The organism is Vibrio sp. 10N.261.54.E10 (assembly GCF_002877735.2).
Classification (GTDB): Bacteria; Pseudomonadota; Gammaproteobacteria; order Enterobacterales; family Vibrionaceae; genus Vibrio; species Vibrio crassostreae_C.
This window is the reverse complement of sequence record NZ_MCXE02000001.1, coordinates 1,211,848-1,230,354: the sequence shown is the minus strand read 5'-3', so window position 1 is coordinate 1,230,354 and position 18,507 is coordinate 1,211,848. Positions and strand designations below refer to the sequence as shown.

Annotated in this window: 12 protein-coding genes; 1 reads left to right on the top strand and 11 read right to left on the bottom strand. The window is 42.4% G+C overall.

The features are described from left to right. Nucleotides 1–43 precede the first annotated feature (43 nt). The 11 genes from BCU07_RS05445 to BCU07_RS05395 all read right to left on the bottom strand — a co-directional run bounded on the left by BCU07_RS05445 (nucleotide 44) and on the right by BCU07_RS05395 (nucleotide 17,302). Complete coding sequence (locus tag BCU07_RS05445) at nucleotides 44–1,825, bottom strand: DNA/RNA helicase domain-containing protein (protein ID WP_102427829.1); 1,782 nt, start codon at nucleotides 1,823–1,825, stop codon at nucleotides 44–46. Nucleotides 1,826–1,837: 12 nt separating this feature from the next. Further along, complete coding sequence (locus tag BCU07_RS05440; protein ID WP_102427828.1) at nucleotides 1,838–2,233, bottom strand: (deoxy)nucleoside triphosphate pyrophosphohydrolase; 396 nt, start codon at nucleotides 2,231–2,233, stop codon at nucleotides 1,838–1,840. 12 nt (nucleotides 2,234–2,245) lie between these two features. Continuing rightward, nucleotides 2,246–5,542, bottom strand: a complete 3,297-nt coding sequence (locus BCU07_RS05435) for a type I restriction endonuclease subunit R (RefSeq protein WP_102427827.1) — start codon at nucleotides 5,540–5,542, stop codon at nucleotides 2,246–2,248. A gap of 132 nt (nucleotides 5,543–5,674) precedes the next feature. Continuing rightward, on the bottom strand, nucleotides 5,675–7,357 hold the full coding sequence (locus tag BCU07_RS05430; protein ID WP_102427826.1) for an SWIM zinc finger family protein: 1,683 nt from the start codon (nucleotides 7,355–7,357) through the stop codon (nucleotides 5,675–5,677). Between the two features lie 169 nt (nucleotides 7,358–7,526). Beyond that, entirely contained in the window at nucleotides 7,527–8,879 is a 1,353-nt protein-coding gene (locus BCU07_RS05425) for a restriction endonuclease subunit S (RefSeq protein WP_241910034.1), read from the bottom strand. 16 nt (nucleotides 8,880–8,895) lie between these two features. After that, the gene (locus BCU07_RS05420; RefSeq protein ID WP_102427824.1) at nucleotides 8,896–10,542 is read right to left on the bottom strand and encodes a type I restriction-modification system subunit M; all 1,647 of its coding nucleotides are present in this window, start codon (nucleotides 10,540–10,542) and stop codon (nucleotides 8,896–8,898) included. Nucleotides 10,543–10,867: 325 nt separating this feature from the next. Beyond that, the gene (locus BCU07_RS05415) at nucleotides 10,868–11,713 is read right to left on the bottom strand and encodes a hypothetical protein (protein WP_102427823.1); all 846 of its coding nucleotides are present in this window, start codon (nucleotides 11,711–11,713) and stop codon (nucleotides 10,868–10,870) included. Continuing rightward, nucleotides 11,710–12,624 (bottom strand): hypothetical protein, encoded by a 915-nt coding sequence (locus BCU07_RS05410; protein ID WP_241910033.1) that lies wholly within the window; start codon nucleotides 12,622–12,624, stop codon nucleotides 11,710–11,712. The genes BCU07_RS05415 and BCU07_RS05410 overlap by 4 nt, the downstream gene beginning before the upstream one ends. A 126-nt stretch (nucleotides 12,625–12,750) precedes the next feature. After that, on the bottom strand, nucleotides 12,751–13,008 hold the full coding sequence (locus BCU07_RS05405) for a hypothetical protein (protein WP_241910032.1): 258 nt from the start codon (nucleotides 13,006–13,008) through the stop codon (nucleotides 12,751–12,753). Next, nucleotides 13,008–13,646, bottom strand: coding sequence for a hypothetical protein (locus tag BCU07_RS05400; protein ID WP_102321023.1), 639 nt, complete (start codon nucleotides 13,644–13,646; stop codon nucleotides 13,008–13,010). The genes BCU07_RS05405 and BCU07_RS05400 overlap by 1 nt, the downstream gene beginning before the upstream one ends. Beyond that, on the bottom strand, nucleotides 13,643–17,302 hold the full coding sequence (locus BCU07_RS05395; protein WP_277871495.1) for an ATP-binding protein: 3,660 nt from the start codon (nucleotides 17,300–17,302) through the stop codon (nucleotides 13,643–13,645). Before BCU07_RS05395 ends, BCU07_RS05400 begins: the two co-directional genes overlap by 4 nt. Nucleotides 17,303–17,523: 221 nt before the next feature. On the opposite strand from BCU07_RS05395, the gene BCU07_RS05390 reads away from it, so the two are divergent. Then, nucleotides 17,524–18,378: a WYL domain-containing protein gene (locus BCU07_RS05390; RefSeq protein ID WP_102427821.1), complete on the top strand. Its 855-nt coding sequence runs from the start codon at nucleotides 17,524–17,526 to the stop codon at nucleotides 18,376–18,378. Nucleotides 18,379–18,507 lie beyond the last annotated feature (129 nt).

Here is an 18,507-nt window from a genome sequence, read left to right as displayed (position 1 = left end):
TACCTTTCTTATTATTTTTACCCTGAGCCAACAATATGAAGAACTAGAGTTCCTCCGCACCTGCACTTAAGAAATATTCGTAAGTTTCGTCGAACCGTGCCTCTTGAGGAAAATAAAACACTACGCCATCTCTACCCCTTGTCATCAGTACCCGGTAACTATTAAGTTTTATTTGATAGGGGTCTCTCACTTTTTGATTCCCCTTGTAAAGTTGCCACCCTCTCCCGTCAAAAATAAAGTCATCAGCCCAAACAAGAATCGGCATATCAAGCTCTAAACCTTGGCACTTAAATTCATCGATGGTCCGCTCAAACTGACAACACGATTTTGGAGCACTCACATCATCATGAAACCATGGACCGACAGTTTCTTCAGTGTACTTCGTATTACTGGAAGAACTTAATAACCCGTACTTCTTGGCTGTGCCTTGGTACCTGGTTCTGCAATACCTTTTAGCTTTATCCAAATCTCTGGTTAGATAGATATTGAAACCGTCTTTAATCGTCTGCTTAGCCAGCGCAACATCCGGCTTATCATTCAAAACACCTTCCACCCACTTAGGATATAAACTTGCGCTATGAGATCGTAAAGACTGATCTAAATTTAGCAATGGGTTTACTCGAACACGATTACTGCTCATGAATTGAAAATGATGCTCTAACGCTGGTGGGCAAAAAACAATCCAAGGCTCTTCACTACTTTTCAAAGCATCACACCAAAGAGAAATACCCACCTCTTCACCTACATAAATCTCTTGTCCCTCTCCAACTAGAGCGACATAGTGACAAGGCGTTTTATCTTTGTCTTTATCTTTATCTGCGATCCTGATGATGCAAGAAGGCTCCGACATTTGGTAATTCTTGTTTTTATTTTCGTCCCACATCCTCTGAGCTTCATCAAAAACAACCAAATTAGTATGAGGGGTTGTACGTGGCTTCATGTATTCGCGTTTAAAGTCTTTCAACGCGCGAACAAACGTTTTGTCATCAAGAGCATATTGCAAGACATCTACCAGCGGGCCATTCCCAGATAGAAACTGACCTCTTTTGTTCCGATGTACAAACTCCAAACCCAGCAACGTTTTCCCTGCTCCAGGAACACCAGTAACCAGGGTCAATACACTCGCCCGATTTCTATTTCCTTCACTCTCAACCCAAGCAGTTACTTTATCCAACTCATCAAGCGCTTCATAAATCCCTGCACTTTTAGCGCTCTTTAGTTCTTCTATTGGGTTGTTTTGAAATATCTCTACTGCCGCATCCACTAAATTTGGTAATGGCGCATAAGGCGATTCAAGCCACTGTTTTAAATCAGTGTTAGTTGGAGCGCCCGTTAAGTACTTATCAAGAAAGGCTTTGAGTTTATCGCTAGATAGGATTGAGATATTACTTTCGATATCCGTTAATTTACCGGTGGATTGAATCAAAACCAAACCGGCAATCACCTCTAGCGCAGCGCTTTCATGATGGTAATTGCAGAGATCTCGATAATAGCCGCACAGCTGATCATAATCCGCTCGCTGATAGCGATCCTTCATTTTGAATTCTAAAATGAATAGCTTATTTTCGACGAGAAGCAGAACATCGGGTCTACGCCCTCCTTCCATTGGTAGAGCGTACTCAAAAATAATATAGCCATCAGATTGGGCACGCTTGGAGAGTTCTTTCTGAAGATGATGAAAACAATCAACCCAAGCTCGTTTCTGAAGTTCACCGAGCTCTAAGCCAGGGAAGTTGATACAAAACTCAGAACACATGTTGGCCAACCAGTTTTCTTCTTGTTCTTGAAGAAAGACATCAATCCTATTTGCATAGCAATAAGTCATTCACGGTCCTCTTCAGTTTGCTTGCAACTTTCTAACAATGGGGACATCAGCTTCGGCCCAATCTAAAGAAGTTAGCTCATCGAGATTTAACCACAATGCTTCAATATGCTCAGTAAGTACTATCTTTCGGTTTTCGACAGGACATAAGTAAACGTGCATCGTGATATGAAAGTCAGGGTAAGCATGCTCAACCGTCATGAAATAATCTACATGTTCGATATTCAGATGCAGCTCTTCATTCAACTCTCTTTTAATGGCTTCTTCTCTCTGCTCACCTACTTCCACTTTCCCGCCGGGAAATTCAAACTTCTCATGGATATAAGCTAACTTTGAAGGACCGCGCTGAACACACAAAGTTTTATCTTCATGTTGAATAATGGCCGCTACTACTTCTATTTTTTTAACCATATTCACTTGCCCCTAACTATTCTTCTTATAATTCTCAGCCTGCTCTAGCACGCCTTTGTAAACATCATCATTGGCAACTGGTGGGAAGCCGTATTTGTGTAGCAGTAAGATTAAATCCACTTTCAACTTGGCTTTGATGTCATCGCGGCCTGCCCAGTCTGGGTATTGAGCGACATTGTCTACTGTGGTTTTCATCTCCTTCGCCAGTTCGAGCATCTTGTCATCGTCGTAAGTGAAATCGTACTTCTTGCGCATGTGGTTCAAGATATCGAGGAACGCTTTCTCTTCTAGGTCGATGCCTAGGTCTTCAAACGAGCCCATTTCTTTCACGATATCAAAGATAATGTCGGTCATTTCTTGAGAGAAGGTATCGAACTCCTCACCATTCAACACATCATTTTCACGACGTTCGTTGTACTGCTCCACCAGCGATTGGAAGCGCTTAGAGAAGTTCATGCCTTGCAGCTGGTTGACCTTTTTAAAATCACTTATCGCCTTCTCTAACAGCTTTTGAAGCAACTGAATCTTGGTGTTTGGCAGCTTAATCTTGTTGATACGAGCTAGGTAATCTTCGTCAAAAATATCGATAGCTTCGGCGTGCTCATCACCAATCGTAAAGATCTCTTCTACTCCATCGGCACGAAGTGCTTCTGCCACTAACTCACGAACACGTCTATTCATTTGTGCCGTGTCTGGTGCATCACCTTTGGTTAGCTTAAAGATGATAGAGCGCACTGCGATATAGAAGTGAATTTGGTCACGCTCTTGCTGAGATAACAATTCACTACCACAGCAAACATCATAAGCCGCCTTCATACGGCCCACTAAAGCCATGAATCGGGTTTCGCCTTTCTTGGTTTGAAGGATGTATTCTGCCGACTGATTAAGGCACTCCAGCTGCTTACACGGCTCTCCTGTGTAATAACCTGACGTATCGAACTTGTGGAACATCTGTCTTAATAGATCGAGGTGGTTCTTCACCTCAATGACAGAAAAACGAATATCTTCAAAGTTAGTCTCATCAGCCTTTGAATACATTGCTAAGGCTTGATTCATTCGCGACTTGATACCAATGTAATCGACAACCAGCCCTTTCGCCTTGCCTTCAAACTTACGGTTAACACGTGAGATGGTTTGAATCAGGTTGTGTTTCTGCAACGGCTTATCGATGTAGATAGTATCCAGTTCAGGAACGTCAAAACCTGTTAGCCACATGTCGACTACAATGGCTATTTTGAAATTCGACTTAGGACTCTTAAACTGCTGGTCGAGCGATTTTCGATATTCCTTTGTCCCTAGCAGGCTGTACTGATCAGGATCATCGTCTTTACCGCGCGTCATCACCATTTGCACCATCGCAAGTGGCTTAAACTCTTCTTTCTCTTTATCCGTCAGCTCGACACCATCAATTGATAGCTTTTCCTCAAACCATTCTGGCTTTAAGATTTTGACTTGCTTATAAAAATCAAACGCGATTTCACGACTCGCACAGACAAACATCGCCTTGCCCTTTATCGTAGAACCTTCTTTAACTCGCCCTTCATAATGTTCAACAAAGTCTTTCGCCAAAGCTTCAATACGGTCAGGGTCGCCAAGGATCGCGTTCATATTGGCAGAAGCTTTCTTGCTCTCTTCTATCTGATGTTCATTGGTGCCCGCTTCTGCGCACGCTTGGTAGTATTTCTCGACCTCTTCAAGCTTGCTGTTATCAAGAATGACTTTAGCGGCTCGACCTTCATAAACAATACGAACCGTAATTTCATCATTAACAGATTCTGTCATGGTGTAGCTGTCTACTGCATCACCGAATACATCAAGGGTGGCATCGATCGGCGTTCCGGTGAAGCCAACGTAAGTCGCGCTTGGCAGAGAGTCGTGTAGATACTTAGCAAAGCCGTATGTCTCTTTCACATCGACGGCTACACCATCTTGATATTTGATCACCACTTTCTTATCGAGGTTGACCTGTGAACGGTGCGCTTCATCAGAAATACAGATGATGTTTGTACGCTCTGAAAGCAATTCGATGTCTTCGGTGAACTTATGAATGGTAGTCAGGAACACACCACCACTCTTGATGCCTTGTAGCTTATCTCTTAAATCTTGACGGCTTTTAACTGGCACCACCATCTCATCACCAATGTAATCAGAGGCATTACAGAACTGTTTAGAAAGCTGGTCATCGAGATCGTTGCGGTCGGTAATAAGTACAATGGTCGGGCTTTCAAAATCGATGCTTTTCATCAATAGGCGAGATAGAAACTGCATGGTAAAGCTCTTACCACACCCTGTTGCACCAAAGTAAGTACCGCCTTTACCACTACCGTATGGCTTACGTTCTTTGTCGATGTTGTAGTAAAGCTTACGCGCTGCGTAGTACTGCGGGTAACGACAACAGACTTTTATCTCTTTCTTAGAGGTATCAGGGAAGAAGACAAAGTTCTTCACTACATCAAGTAATCGAGTTTGGTTAAACAACCCGGCAATCATGGTGTAGAGGGAATTAATACCCTCTTTTTCGGTAGACTCGTTGCCCGTTACTTTGCGCCACGCGTAAAAAAACTCATACGGCGCAAACAGGTTGCCCATTTTGTTGTTCACGCCATCGCTGATGATGCACATCGCGTTGTAGACGAACAGCTTGGGAATATCACGGCGATAACGAACGCAAATTTGCTTCCATGCATCAAAGATGGTCGCGTCTTTCTCTCGCACGGCACTTTTGAATTCAAACACCACCAGCGGTAAGCCGTTCACATAAAGGATGCCATCAGGGATTCGAACTTGTTCATCGACACCTTCAATCTCTAGCTGGTTAACGATTTTATAGATATTGGTATCAGTCGGGTCTAGGCGATATGTTTCTAAGTAACTAACATTACCCTCTGCAACTTCTCTATCAGTATTATCTGATTTAGATTTATTCTCTAGCAACGGGACAAACATCAAGCGTAAGGCTTGTGCCAAATGTCTTGTGTCGATTAACTCAATATAGAGGTCTTTCTTTGAGCGATCTTCACGCTTAAACAGAAAGCCATTGGTTAGCCATTGGCAGAAGGTTTTATTGCTATGGTATAAATCACTGGCAGGCAACGTTGATATCATACGAACAATGGTGTCAATTTCGCTCTCGGTTATAGCATCGCCTCGGTACTGCTTGGCAAGGTAGCGGCGTAAGTCATCTAAGATGAGTACTTGTTCTTTGTCTTCACGCGCTATTTGTTCACCCACTACGTGTGGGTAGCCTTGCTCACCCAATAGCTCAATAATGGCCTGTTCGAGTTTGGCTTCAGTAAATTTTAAGCTCATCGCCTTTTCCTACTGCTGTTTGACGTTGTTTGTTGTTTTCTAAATTGAGTTATTTAAATTTGTTTTGTAGTAACTCGGTTTCGGGCTTTGTTCCATTTTCTCAACACCGCAGATCTTGTCACCTCCGCAGAATCAGATATATTTTGAATAATATTTCTGAATTAAAGCGAACATATTACGCTTACGCTTGTACGTGGTAGCGAGTTGCGCCACCTGACTATAAAATGTCGCCAATTGAGTAGGATGCGATTTCAGCATATTCTCTAAACGTCGAAGTAACTCTAAAGCTTGATCGTAAGCCGTATTATTGGTCTGTTCGATATAAGATGAGACTGCTCGCAGATAATAATCCAGCGTATTTTCAGGTTTATCATCCACAATTTGATCGGCAAGCGAAATAAGTCCTTGTATTGATATTTTATGTTCGGCAACCCATTCGCACGCTTTGTCTAATTGCTGGTTATCGATATAGAACAGAACCAAGGCATCCGTACGATCAGAAGCTTGATTATAGCGGTCTGGTTGTTGATAGGCATTGGCAAGTAGCAGTTCAGTGCGGGAGAAAAATTCAACATCATCAATTTGGTAATTGGCTTTAAACTTCGCTAACTGTTGATAATATTGAAAGCTTGGTGATTGTTCTAACAAACGGTTAGCTAATACCCATGCAGAATGGATTTCACCTAGTTCAACATAAAGACGGAATTGAGCTTGTTCGCACGCACGAAGTTCATAATCACTCGCCATTTTTTTCGCCTTAGCTAACCAAAACTCAGCTTCTAACGGCTCTTGCTCATCAATGAACATATCAACAACTTCAAGATAATCTCGACACGTTCGTGCTATTTTTTGTTTAATTTCCGCCACTTCACGCCAATCGGAGCTGTGTTTCATTAACGGAACTGCCCATGAGCGTAAGTTCCAGCTACTCTCATCTTGCGATGCTTGATCTATCGCTTGGCGGCATAAGGTTAGAAAGTGGGTGTTAGATTGCCAAATCGCTCCAAAACTCTCTTCAATCGAAGGAAATACGTCAAATTCGTAATGGGTCAAACGCTCAAACATCCACTGCGCTTTCTCTTGCTCACTCCAATTAAGCTTTGCCAGCGTCTTTGGCATGTGTTCGTTAATCATGCTTTCAATGCCATAACGATCGCCATTGGAGTCATCAATTTGCTCTAGCACCTTATTCAACCGTTCAACAAGGTAGTTTATTAATTTCCATTGATGATCGGCGTTAAGGCTTTGCATTGATTCAATGATCATGTTCAATTGAATTTCTGCTGAGTTGAAATAATCATGGCTTTCTCGCCAATCCCAGAGCTGTTCTCGCGGTAAGGCTTGGGTAACCAACTTTTTCAGCTCGCCATATACGGCTGGCTTTTCGCGTATTTCAATTTTTGTCAGCAGTGCATTCCATGTGTACTCATCTTCTTCTAGGTATTCGAGTAGCATCTCTACCATGGCCTCTTCACCAAGGCTTTGCAGGTGATTTTTTATGGTATCTCGTTCACTACTTTGGTTTAAAGCTTGTTCTTGGTCTTGTAGGCAAAGGGCAACCGCCACGCCGTGCTTGCACAACATTTGATATTGCGCCGCAGGGCAAGTACAAGTGCCAACCAGATCGCCAGTGAAATCGAGGCTCACTTGATAATTGAGGCTGCCTTTGACCTGTGCGGTCGCGGTGTTGCCAACAAGGTTAAGCTTGCGTACTGCACCACTGCGTGAAAGCAAGATGCCTTTTTGCAAAGTGCTTGTTTCACACAGTGTCGTCAATTCAGAAATGTCGATTTCACGAGTATTAGTTGCGTTCATTATATTATGGTTCCACCTACGCTTTGCTTTGTTCTATTTCGGATTCATCTAATTCCCACCTTCGTTATCTCAGAACCGAGGCGCGAGGTATCTGAGATCTCGCTTTTCACCACCGTCAAAAACGAGATTCCTGATAAGTTCGTTCCTCACTTTCTGGAATGACGAAAGGTTACTCTGCTAGTGCTTTAGCTTGTTCTACTTGCACGTTTTCTAAGTCGATTTCGCCGGAAAGCAATTTAGGAAGCAAAGTGTCGCGCAAGTCTTCTAAGCTCTGATTCTCCATCTGATTCGACTTAATCTTGTCGAATAACGGCTTAGCCAATGTATCAAAATTATCCAACACCTCTTTTGAAGGAACAACGACTGGTAATGCTTTGATAATTTTAGAATTTACAGCTTTTGCTATTGAAGAGGTACTTCCTAAAGAGTCAAAGTTAAACTGCTTCATGTATGAATATAAATAATTGGTAGATACGCGGGCATCTTTGCTCAACTTGTAGTGAGCTATCGCCTCATTGGTCGCCATTTCGCCATGGGTGATCGCTACACGCCCAACAGTTAACTTAAAACTAAGAATCAAAGAGTTGTGAGGAATTACCTTAACATTAAACTTATCGATAGCTTCTTGTGTTAGATATTCCGATGAATCAAGTGCATACGTTCCCGTATTACCCATATCTCTGATCGAAACCCAAGTAACATCTTTGCTATCTTCTGAAAACCATTGAGGCTCTTTTCTCGGAGGGGTTTTACCGATAGCAACAGTCGCAACCTTTTCGGATGGCAAGATTTTCCAGCCATCAGGAATCAAACCTAACTCCGACTCAACGAGCTTTTCTGGGAAAAGCGAGGCAACTTCTTTTGAAAGAAAAGGCGCATCCATCCCTTTTGGCTGTTCGCCATTCATTTTGGCTTTTACTGGGTCAAAATCGACAAACCAAGATTTGAAAAGCGTTTGTGCCATTTGCTCTAGGGTTTGGTTGATTTGGTTGTTGAGGGTGATTTTTTGGTCCAACGAATCTAAGTATGAAGCGATTCGTCGTTGATTATTAATATTAGGAAGAGTCAGTTTATGTTCGCGTAACTGGCCTAGATTAAAACCTGGTACTGCTGCGCCAATTCCATTTTGGAGAATTTCTTTTTGCTTCTTCGGACCGGAAAACATGTAATAGACAAATAAAGGATCTGCCTTGTCAACATCTAAAGTCACTTTCATTTGCTTATTGGAGATAATGTACTCGTCAAATTGGCGTTGTTCATCGAGTAAACCAACTTGATTGATTGTCCCCCAGCAAGTAAATATCAAATCACCCTTTCTCACAACAGAGCGCTTAAACTCAGCTGCTTTTTCTTCACTTACAAATACCAAGCCATCATCTGACATTCTATCTGAAGTATTGGCACTTAAATTTCCACCTCTAATAACAGGAATTCCGTTCTCTTGGAAAAACTTAGAGCTAATGGCGGATCCAAAAGGTCCAGTTGCTAGAGCTGATTTTTGCTCACTAGCTAACTCTTCCAATGTAAATGTTTTCCAATCACTCCCCATAGCCCAATGCCTCCAAGTTCTGGCGAATGGTTTTGTCTAGCTCTTTGGATTGATTCATTTGGCTGTACAGGGTTTGTGTGAGCTCACTCATCTTGGTTTCAAACGGAATTCCATCATCTTCCACTTCGGCTGCACCTACATAGCGCCCCGGAGTCAGTACAAAATCATTAGCTTTAATGTCTGCAATGGTCGCTGATTTGCTAAAACCAGCTTGGTCTTGATACTTCTCTACTTTGCCATCACCACGTTCAATACGCGCTTTTAGTTCTGCTTCATCGCAGCGCCATGCATGGTATGTATCAGCAATTAGCGCGATATCGTCTTTAGTCAGTTCTTTATTGGTGCGGCTAATCATGGTGCCCATTTCACGAGCATCAATAAATAGCGTCTCTTTTTGGCGGTTACGGAAACCTTTAGTGGTGTTCTCGGTTTTGTCTTTAGTGATAAACCAAATGCATACAGGGATCTGCGTAGTAAAGAACAGCTGCCCCGGCAACGCGATCATACACTCAACGCGATCGTTCTCGATTAGCTGCTGGCGGATCTCACCTTCACCAGACGTATTTGAACTCATAGAGCCGTTTGCCAATACAAAGCCTGCGGTGCCTGTTTCACTTAGCTTAGAGAGCATGTGCAAAATCCAACCGTAGTTGGCATTGCCTGTTGGTGGTGTGCGATAGCCAGCAAAGCGCGCATCATCGGTTAGCTCGGCTTCATTACGCCAACCTTTAAGGTTAAATGGTGGATTCGCCATGATGTAATCGGCTTTCAAGTCTTTATGCTGGTCAGCAAAGAAGGTATCGGCTGCACGTTCACCTAAGTTGCCAGATAAACCGCGAATGGCTAAGTTCATCTTCGCCAGTTTATAAGTGGTCGAGGTCAGCTCTTGACCATAAATAGCGATGTCTTTGGTGCGTCCTTCATGCTCTTTAATGAACTTTAAAGACTGAACAAACATACCGCCGGAGCCACAAGCCGGGTCGTAGATCTTACCTTGGAAAGGTTCTAGCATTTCAGCTAACAATGTTACCACTGACTTAGGCGTATAGAACTCGCCCCCGCCTTTGCCTTCGGTTGCTGCAAACTTACCTAGGAAGTATTCATAAACACGACCGACTAAATCTTCTTCGCTCATGTCGCATTCGTTCGCCAGCGTGTCGATGTTTTCAATGCTGTCGATAAGTGACGCCAGCTTTTTCACTTCCAAACCTTGGCGCGAGAAGTAGTTGTCTGGCAGGGCGTCTTTTAAGCTAGGGTTGTTTTTTTCGATAGTCGATAAAGCGGTATCGATGATGATAGCGATATCATCTTGCTTAGCGCGCGCTTTAACAAATGACCAACGCGCATCTTCTGGTAAAAAGAAGATGTTGTCTTGTTGGTAGAACTCTTTCATCTCAACAAAAGCGTCTTGCCCGTCGTCTATCATCTTCTGACGGCGTGCTTCAAACTTGTCGCTGATGAACTTTAAGAACACAAGGCTTAATACCACGTGTTTGTATTCAGATGACTCAACACTGCCACGCAGCTGATTAGCGGTATCCCAAAGGGTCTCTTCAAAGCCTTTGGTCGCTTTTTTAGCTTTTGACGTAGGCTTAGCTTTTGAGGCGGGTTTCTTGTTAGCGGGTGCTTTTGCCATGTTCTTAATTACTCGAATAATGTAGGACTCTGCTTTCAAGCGCAGACTATTGAGGGCGATTATATATGAAATTGAATGAGTTGAATTGATAAAGCTCCGATTTTAGGCGCTTTTTACGTACCTTAAGATAAGGAAATATCCCAATGATCGAGCATTTTAAAAAAGCCACAAAATTCGTTTAATCTTTATAAATAATTCAGTGGCTAGATTAGCAGCACTTAACAGTCTTGTAGGCACTCTGCATGAGCTTCACAACATTTGATTGATTACCCCAAGGTAAACATGCCTATCTCCGCACTTACAGGGGAGCTCAACATTTACGTGACTAAATTTGATGTAACCTTACGGCTATTTGATTTGCCATGATTGACTCTTGGGTTATCCCTTTTTCCAGTTCAGACATTATGGACTCTAACTTAGGGGGGATAATTTTTGAGACTCGATTCCAGTCTTGGTATTGGTCCGCAAATAGCTCTGAGCGGCCATGTTCTTTGAGAGTATCTGTTGATAAATTAGGTAGCAGCATATAAGTCGCTCCCGATGATAAAGCTAAAGAGATACCTTTAGGATCGGTATCAAACCAAGCTATAAGCTCTACGCCTGGAAAAGCCAACGCAATTTCTTTTGATATTACTCCCGTGTCCTTATCTCCTCGGTAAACAATAAGAGGATTAGATCCTATGTCGGTTTGTACTAATCTAAACTTAGAAAATGCTTCATAGTTTTCAACAATCACAACTTGGCTGTGCTCAATGCTCGTCAAATGACTTAGAGCTAACTCAATGTTCATGCCCTCTTGTAAGTCATATGATTTACCATTTATGTTCGTGGACAAAATCCCATAAACTTTAATGACCTTGTCTTTGACAGGGCTTGAGCTTAACTTCTCGTTAGGAAAGAACTGAGCCATATCCGTTCGAGAATTAGGGATGGGATCAGTTAAAAGATCAAAACCAGATTGATCTTTAATCACCTTCCTAATTTGACGTATATCTCTAGGCGTCAGCTGCAAATGTTCTCCTCTGGCGCTCCCAACACTAAAGTCGCGATGAAAAGTATCAAACACGCCACTCAGCGCTACACTGGCACCTTCATTAACCTTCGCAGGAGAGAAGAGTTGCTTTAACCGATATAAATCACTACCCGTTATATCATCAATAATTCTACTCACAGTTTCCTCGCTATAGACACATCTTCTAAGTGAAGGTTGCCGTAACCTATATTGCTACCTTTTGCTAAATAGGTATAAGACCCGATAGGCTCAACGGTAAAGCCTTTGCTATCTTCGGGAAGCATTGAACTATGGAAATTAAGCACGCTAAATAGCCACACGTCTTTAGCGCAAGTGAGCTGGTCAAGATCTTCCGGTAAGTCACTATTGATTTGCTCGTAATACTCCAAAGCGGAAATGCTGGTTTTTCCCTTACCAATAAAGGCTTCAGCAAAAAAGGTATCGCAATGAGAATCAATGTCCGCTTCAATCAGCTCTTGTATTTCAACATCAAGAGTCAATTCTCGTCGCTCAGCTTCTTCAACAACCGGAAGCTCTTCTTGTTCTGCAGGCTGTGCCGTAATTTTTTCAACAATATCAGCCAATTCCGGCTCTTGGTCCATATCATCAGGATTTGGGTGATGCGCAAATTGTAACGGCTCTGAAAGCCAAAACATCGGTATACCATCGTGCTTTGCTACCTCATCAGGCAAAATCAAATCGTCACTTGGTGTCCAGTGTGGCTCTTGATCAATAAACCGATCAAAGGCATTGATCAGGTCCTTATCGCGTTCGCGGTTACGATACTTCAGCATCAAAGCTCGGAGTTGAATTAGGATAGATCCGAGCTCTTGTTGGCAACTACGAATCGCACTGTGCATTTCAGCACAAAACAAGGTGTTGAGCTCTGAGTTATCTCCAGCCATTTCACTCAACAACTTAAAAGAGAAAGCTTTCATGCCAGTAACAAGCTTTTCAGCTTGCTCTATAGCAACTTGGTTCTCTTTTTGTTTTTGAGCGAGCGTATGGCCATAGCCAAAATCATAACTGATACGGTTTCTTAAGCGACGACAAGACTCTTGCAAGTCCATTGTGATTTCATAAACCACACCTTCAAGGCTATTAAACCTATCCGCCTCTTGTTCTCTTTTGCCATTTAATTTAGCTTCCAGGTATTCTTGCGCTAAGCTCTGAATTTCTGGAATGCGCTCAGCATGTTAAGTCCCAAGAAATGAACTCGCTTCCGTTTCAAGGAAGTAGTTCATCAATGCTTCCATCTTAGGGTGCACGCGGTAGCCGCGGCTTGTCACGATAACAACACGGGCTTCTTTTAATTTACGTAGGTCATTGGCGTTTTCATGAGTCTCACGTATCGTGCCATTTTCAAAAACATGCGTTAATGTGTCCTTTGCTTGGCTGATTAAGCGAAGCATGTGGTTAACACCACCATGTTTCCCATTGTTTTGAGGGCTCATCAAAAGTCGAACTCCCCTTGGTTCTCGTTTGCTTTGTTAACTGTCTCAACGATCTTTTCATGCGTATCGATGAAATCGAGCACCTCGTAGACAAAGTCTAATTTTCCCGTCATCACATAGAGTTGGCGCTCTTTGTTTACTAAATGAGCCACCCCTTCTTTAACCAGAAATTCGACAACTACATTGAGTTTATCCGCTGCACTGTCACGCACTTTTTTCCGACTCACTTTTGGAAGTCGATAAATACTATCGAGTTTCTCCATCAAGCTAGGAGACGATTGGATTTGCGCACTCAGCACAGGCACATTTAACTCATCACCACCAACCATCACAGCTTCAACTTGAGCAGCCTCACTGACTGTCGCTACGAACTTAACCACAGGTCGAATGATACCGTGTACATTACTCATCAACGCGGTCACCTGACGACGATTGTGGTCGTCGATACTTTTATAGGTAACATAATAGGCGCTGGTTCTGCTCGTACATTGGAGCTCGCGCCCCATAAGAGTCAACGCTTGATTGATTTCTCGGCGTGTACGATCCTCTTTAAGCGTCTTGTAAGCTTCACGATCCGTTGCTGGGCAGATAAAGCTACCACTAAGTAGAGATTCTAAGACTTGTGATACTGGCTTCATGCTTCTACTCCTGTGCTAGTTTCAGCGGCTTTAGCTAACGCAAGTTTGCTTACTTTAGGTTTGTTGAAAATGTTCTTGTAAGGCGTTAAGTGATACAGATACTTAAATAAGTTGGCCGTACGATTATTGCCATCGGGTTGAGCCGCGATAACATTGAAGTTGTGTGCCCCCATCATTTTGAGCAGTTTGGCTTGGTTTTCTGCCGTCAGCTTACCAATCTCATCGGTTGGGTAAGTTATTGATAGTCGACTTGCTCCACGTTGTTGTGTCAGAAGTGCTAAATACAACATGGATTGAATGAGCAAGTTCGTACCATTACTGGCCAAATCACGCATATCTTTATCTGTTTTGGCCGTTTTACGCTGGTTGTTCTCGATGACTTCAAATTTGATGTCAAACAGCTCAGTAGGCTTTTTAACTTTCTCGGCACTAATATGGTATGTCAGTGTGCTTAAAGCGTTGAAAAACTCTTTGGTTGGTAGCTCAGCAGATCCCGTTTTATCCCACTCTTCGTAAATCTCAGAGAAGTTAATAATATCTTGCCAACCTTGTAGTTTGGAAAGTGAACTTTCAACGTTAATGTCAATAGAACCAACCACCGAGAACGTGTTATTGAGCTTTACTTGTTCAGAGATATTACGACCAAGTTTCTTAATGTCACGGTCGAAGCCGAGTAGCCGATGCTTGAAGTCAACGAGCATACGCCCCATGTTGACCGCGCTTTCAATTGTTATGCTGGTCACCTGAGGAATAATGTCATTCATGATGATTTCTAGAATATCTATTCGCTTAGAGTCACTAGCAACAATATCCTCTGTAATGGCGTTTCGGCTGCTTTCATTCCAGAAACGATACAGCTCCCCGTCACCAAGGTTGAGAGTGATAGTTTCCATCTGTTGTATATCTTTTTTACGTAGCTTAGTAAGCCTCTCTAACTCCGGGAGTTTGCTCTCTACATAGCTCAAGAGTGAATTTAAATCGCCGTTATAATCGAGCGCTTCTTGGCTGCCTTCTTCGCCCTCAAACATCACATAGTTAGTTAGGCGAGAGATTGCACTGTCAGCTCGCTGTTTGTGGTTTCTCAAGATAGAGAGCTTCTCATCAAACTCTTTTTTGGTTCGATGAGCTTTGGCTCTCAACTCTTTCAGTTTAGTTTCAAAAGATTCAAACTCTTGATGCACCGTTTCAAGTTCTTTGACCTTAGTATTTCGATCGTCACGTCTCTTAGGATCATCCACTTCATAAACAGCAAGCCATATCTCGTATTCTTTGATTTTATGAGACTTCACTTTTAAGTTTTTGATCTCATTATCAAGCAATTCAATTTCTTCTTTGTAGCGTTGATAGATTTCACCGCTAATACCTTGATCACTCAACCGCTGTTCATACTCCGTTTTGATACGCTGTTTGTTCTCGCCCAACGTCAGAGTACTTTTTTCCAGTAGTTCATCTATAGCTCCGATCGTGAGATCAAGTGATGATTCAACATTGCTAATTTGAGTAAGCCTGTCGTTGTTTAGCTCTAATTTTGCTTCTTCAAAACGTTCAAGCGTTACTGAGATTTCCCTATCAATCAGGGCTATAGCTTTCTCAATCGATTTGATGTTTATATTAATTTTTTCGACTAAGCCCTCTTTTGCACGGGCAATCTCTATTTTCTTGTTTTTAAGGTTAACCTTAGTTTGTGATAGGTCACCCTCAGCGTTTCGCAGTTCATTGCGTAATCGTGATAACTCAAGCGTTGACTGCTTAACAGCAAAATCATTTTTCAAAATTTGCTTATTGAAATCAGCCTCTGCGTCTTCAAGCTCAACGATACGGTCCATCAAGTGAGCCTGCTCTTCCACATCAGCTTTGTTGGTGACACTACAATCTGCTAGGTTGCTCGTATCGATATATAAATCGTACATTGAACCTGAATCTTCAGTCATTGATGGTGTGAGTGTCGTGTCCATCAAAAGCTCATCGGTGAGAACACGACCAAGTGGAGAGCTTTGCCACCCCTGTCGATTAGCCTCCAGGAACGAGAACAAGGTTCCTGAATCTGGGTCTAATCGGTTACTGACTACTTTTAGCCTGGTTTCGGCATCGCGCATATTTCGACGAGTGGCCTCTAATCTTTCGAGTAGCTTTTCACGTTTAGTTTGTAAGTTGACTCCTTCCTTCTCACTCAAAGTTGTCGTGTGTTTTAACGTGTCTACTTGTTCTTGTAATCTGTCCTTCTCAGACTCCAACTGCTCTCTCTGCTCAATGAGAAACTCATCAATATCTGGGTTCTTTAGTCGCTGCTTTTGAGTAGCGAGTTCAGCCCTATGCTCCATAAGAGCCTGAGATTTATCCGCTGTAAAAATCGTATGGGTTTGGGTCAGTTCCTTTAACTGTGGCTGATATACATCGTCTATCTTGTCTTTTTTAACCTTGCACTCTTTCTCGGCATCAAGTTTTTGCTCTGTTAGGTCAGACTTTTCTTTATTGAACTTACTAACAAGGTTTTGTTTGTCTTTCTCATACTTTGCTTTCGCATCATTTACCTTAGTTTCAAGATCGGCGTAACTTTGTCTTTGTTGTGCCACCCTGTCTTCCATTTCTGGCAATTGCTTTAGCTTAACGGACAGTTCTGGATAACCACTATTTTCGTATGTTATAAGCTTGCTGTGATGTACTTCGATCTCAGAGTTAATACTTGTGATAGAGCGTTGAAGAGCGCTCTTTTGAACCTCTTTATCAAGCTTATCTTGATTAATTTCGCCAATCTGCTTGTCACTGTTTTCAAGAAAATCTGAGCGCTCGATTTCGGTTTTCTTAAGAGATTCATCAAGGCTTTCAGAGGCTTCACGAATGATTGTTAAGGCAACGGCGAGCTGAGTGGTTAGATAGGCAATCTGCTTATTGTTCGCAATAGCTTCAATGAACGCTTCTTTTTTGGCTAGGAACGCTGTTAGGCCGTTGTAGTCATCACACCATTGTTCAATTCTGTTTGCATCCACACCAAACTCTAATGTGCTATTTCCTTGCTCGAGGATATCCAGGAAAAGCGCCTTTGTGTCGGCCATATTGAATTCACCTTGAATCAACGCCGCTGTGATTTTTTCAATGTGACGGACATCATGACGACCAGAGCACAAAGAGTAGCTCAGGAACTGATTGCTCAAATTCCCTGCATTAATATTTTGGATAATTTCGCGGTACTCTTTGACGCTAGTAATACGCGACTCGTATTCTAAGCCGTTAGCGTTCAGCTCCGCGGCCAGCTTTGTACAGCCGATAGCGTAAGGCTTATCTTCGCTGTCTTGTTTAATGATCACTGACTGCTCAAACTGACCTTTAACGAAAAGGTAAACAATGCCACCTTTAGTACTAAGGTTTCGATAACAAATGACATGAGCAACTTGACCACGAGCAGTAATGTACTCGAAAACAATATAACTGTTGTTGTGTGGTAAATACCATTCGGCAAAGGGCTTATTGACATTCGATTTCCTGACGATCTGCGTGCCAGTCGCCCCATAAAAAAACGGAATGAGCCTTAAAAGTGATGTTTTGCCTTCTCCGTTACCGCCAGTGATCTGAGTGGGAGCGTCAAAAGAATACTCAGAAAACATCTTGTTTTTCTGATAAGAATTTATTGCGATAACTTTGGTCAATCCGGCATACATCATCGTATCTATCTCGAGTTATGTTGTTTTTCTTGACTGAAAATCAACCAGTTTGAATTTGTGGCCACTAAATCAGGTTACAGCTTTCAATACCATCGACTCTCTCACAGTAAAGATTCCTGACTTTTCTTGCCCTTGCCAATATCCACAATAAATATATGTACTTTTTCACTACATGTTTATACTGTATACATCAACATGTAACATTTATGAGCACGAACATGAGTCAAGCAGATATCAAATGGGACCAACAAGTACGATTTCGACTAATTGAGATCATTGCTCTTTGGGAGGGTCGACTGACGACAAATCACCTATGTGATGCTTTTCACATAGGGAGACAACAAGCTTCCAGGGATATCAACAAGTACATTAGCTTAACTGACCAAGGTCAATTGATACTGGATAGAACAATTAAAGGCTATAGGCCAGCAGACAACTTTAAGCCTTTATTTACTCAAGGCACTGCTCACGAGTATCTACTTATGCTTCATCAGCAATATAACCAAGAAGAGACCTTCGAGTTCTTTAATTGGGGGGAAGCTCAATCGACCGTATTGAACGTTCCTGAAAGGGCTATATCACCAAGTATTGTTCGAGGATTAATTGCGGCAGCAAGGGCTAACCTTCGAGTCGATATTGACTATGTATCGCTCTCTACACCTGAGGTTCGAGGTCGAATTATTGCGCCTCACAGCTTAGTCTATGATGGGATCAGGTGGCATGTAAGAGCATATTGTGAAGAGAAAAATGAATTTCGAGATTTCGTGTTAAGTCGCTTTAGGAACGAACCTGACTTAATGGATAAGTCACCAAAAATGCGAGAACATGATGACAACTGGAACCATCAAGTTAAGTTAACGATTACACCTAATCCTTACTTGTCTGAGCAACAACAAGTTGTTGTTGCTGACGACTACGCTATGAAAAACAAGAAGATGGAAATAGTAACTCGTGGAGCTTTAGTCAATTATTACTTGCGACGTATGAGCGTCATACAAGACCAAAAGCTGCTAAAAGAACAACCAGAAGCCTACCAATTGACAGCTTACTTTGACGTAAGTCTACCTAGATAAATCAAGGTTCGTTCGAGACAGCCCGATAAGATTGGTGATGTTCTAGATGGAACATTACCTGTCTACTCGAAACTAGGGCTGACTGTATTTATGGTGTAAAGATCCATGAATATACGCTCCTTGCTGAAT